Source organism: Methylobacterium bullatum (assembly GCF_014845095.1).
In the GTDB taxonomy this organism is placed as follows: Bacteria; Pseudomonadota; Alphaproteobacteria; order Rhizobiales; family Beijerinckiaceae; genus Methylobacterium; species Methylobacterium bullatum.
This window is the reverse complement of the sequence record NZ_NKUG01000251.1, coordinates 1-1247: the sequence shown is the minus strand read 5'-3', so window position 1 is coordinate 1247 and position 1247 is coordinate 1. Positions and strand designations below refer to the sequence as shown.

The 1247-nt window shown below is 61.9% G+C and carries 2 protein-coding genes; both read right to left on the bottom strand.

The genetic code is table 11. The features are described from left to right. On the bottom strand, positions 1-436 hold a 436-nt coding region (locus tag MBTS_RS22745; RefSeq protein WP_192216553.1), incomplete at its 3' end, for a cbb3-type cytochrome c oxidase subunit I. A 132-nt stretch (positions 437-568) separates the two neighbouring features. After that, positions 569-1247: COX aromatic rich motif-containing protein (locus MBTS_RS22740; protein WP_192216552.1), on the bottom strand; the 679-nt coding region annotated here is incomplete at its 5' end.

Sequence of the window (1247 nt, the reverse complement as noted above, 5' to 3'; positions counted from 1 at the left end):
CGTCGCGCGCGCCGATCTGCAGCGGAACGACGAAGTTCATCAGGCCGGTGACCAGGGGCATCGCCACGAAGAAGATCATGATCACGCCATGGGCGGTGAAGATCTGGTCGTAATGATGCGGCGGCAGATAGCCTTCGTTGGCACCGAACGCCATGGCCTGTTGCGAACGCATGAGGAGCGCATCGGAGAAGCCGCGAAGCAGCATCACCAGGGCGAGCACCACATACATGATGCCGATCTTCTTGTGGTCAACGGAGGTGAACCAGTCGCGCCACAGCGGACCCCACCAGCGCATGTAGGTGATGAGGCCCAGAAGCCCGACGCCACCGATGGCGACGCCGATGAAGGTCACGAGCAGGATCGGCTCGTGATATGGGATGGCTTCGAGAGTCAGGCGCCCGAAGACGAGCTTCTGAAGATCGAGATTGGCAAACATGGGATCGCTTCGTTCCCGGTTGTCGGCGAGGGGACGTACCGATCGACTCGGTACCCGTCTCTCATGGGTTCAATTTAGTGGTGCCGTCGCCGTGACGCGCCTGTCCCGAAGGCCGCGCGTCATCGCGTCGGCCTAGCGGTTCAATTGAGCCGGGGCAGGGTCGCTTTGCTTCGTGTCCGGCCCGGAATGGTCGTGGTGGTCATGCCCCTTGGCGGGGTCGACCTCTTGGGTACGCGGCTTCTTCTCTGAGGCAGGGAACGTCGCACCCTGCGCCTCCTCGCCGCGGACGGCATGACGGTTGTCGTAGCGGAGCCGCTCTTGGTTGGCGTGGCTCTCCTTGCCGGCGCCGCCCTTGGAGTCGATGCTCATCATCTCGCCCATGCACATCTTACCCTCGATGACACACATGTTGAGGATCGCGTTGTAGAGGCCTGGAGCGACGGAGGAGTAGTAGCTCACCGGCTCACGCTCGCTCGGCTTTTCCAGCGCAATGAAGGCGTCGCGGGTGAGCTCCTTACCCTCGGCTTTCGCCTTGGCCACCCACTGGTCGAACCCTTCCTGGGTTACGCCGTGGAACTTGAAGTTCATCCGCGAGAAGCCCTCGCCGCTGTAATTGGCCGAGAAGCCTTCATAGACGCCAGCCTTGTTGATGACGGCGTGCAACTTCGTCTCCATGCCGGCCATGGCGTAAATCTGCCCCGCCAGCGCCGGGATGAAGAACGAGTTCATCATGGAGGCCGAGGTGATCTTGAAGTTGATCGGTACATCCACCGGTGCCGCGAGCTCGTTCACCGTGGCGATGCCGAGATCG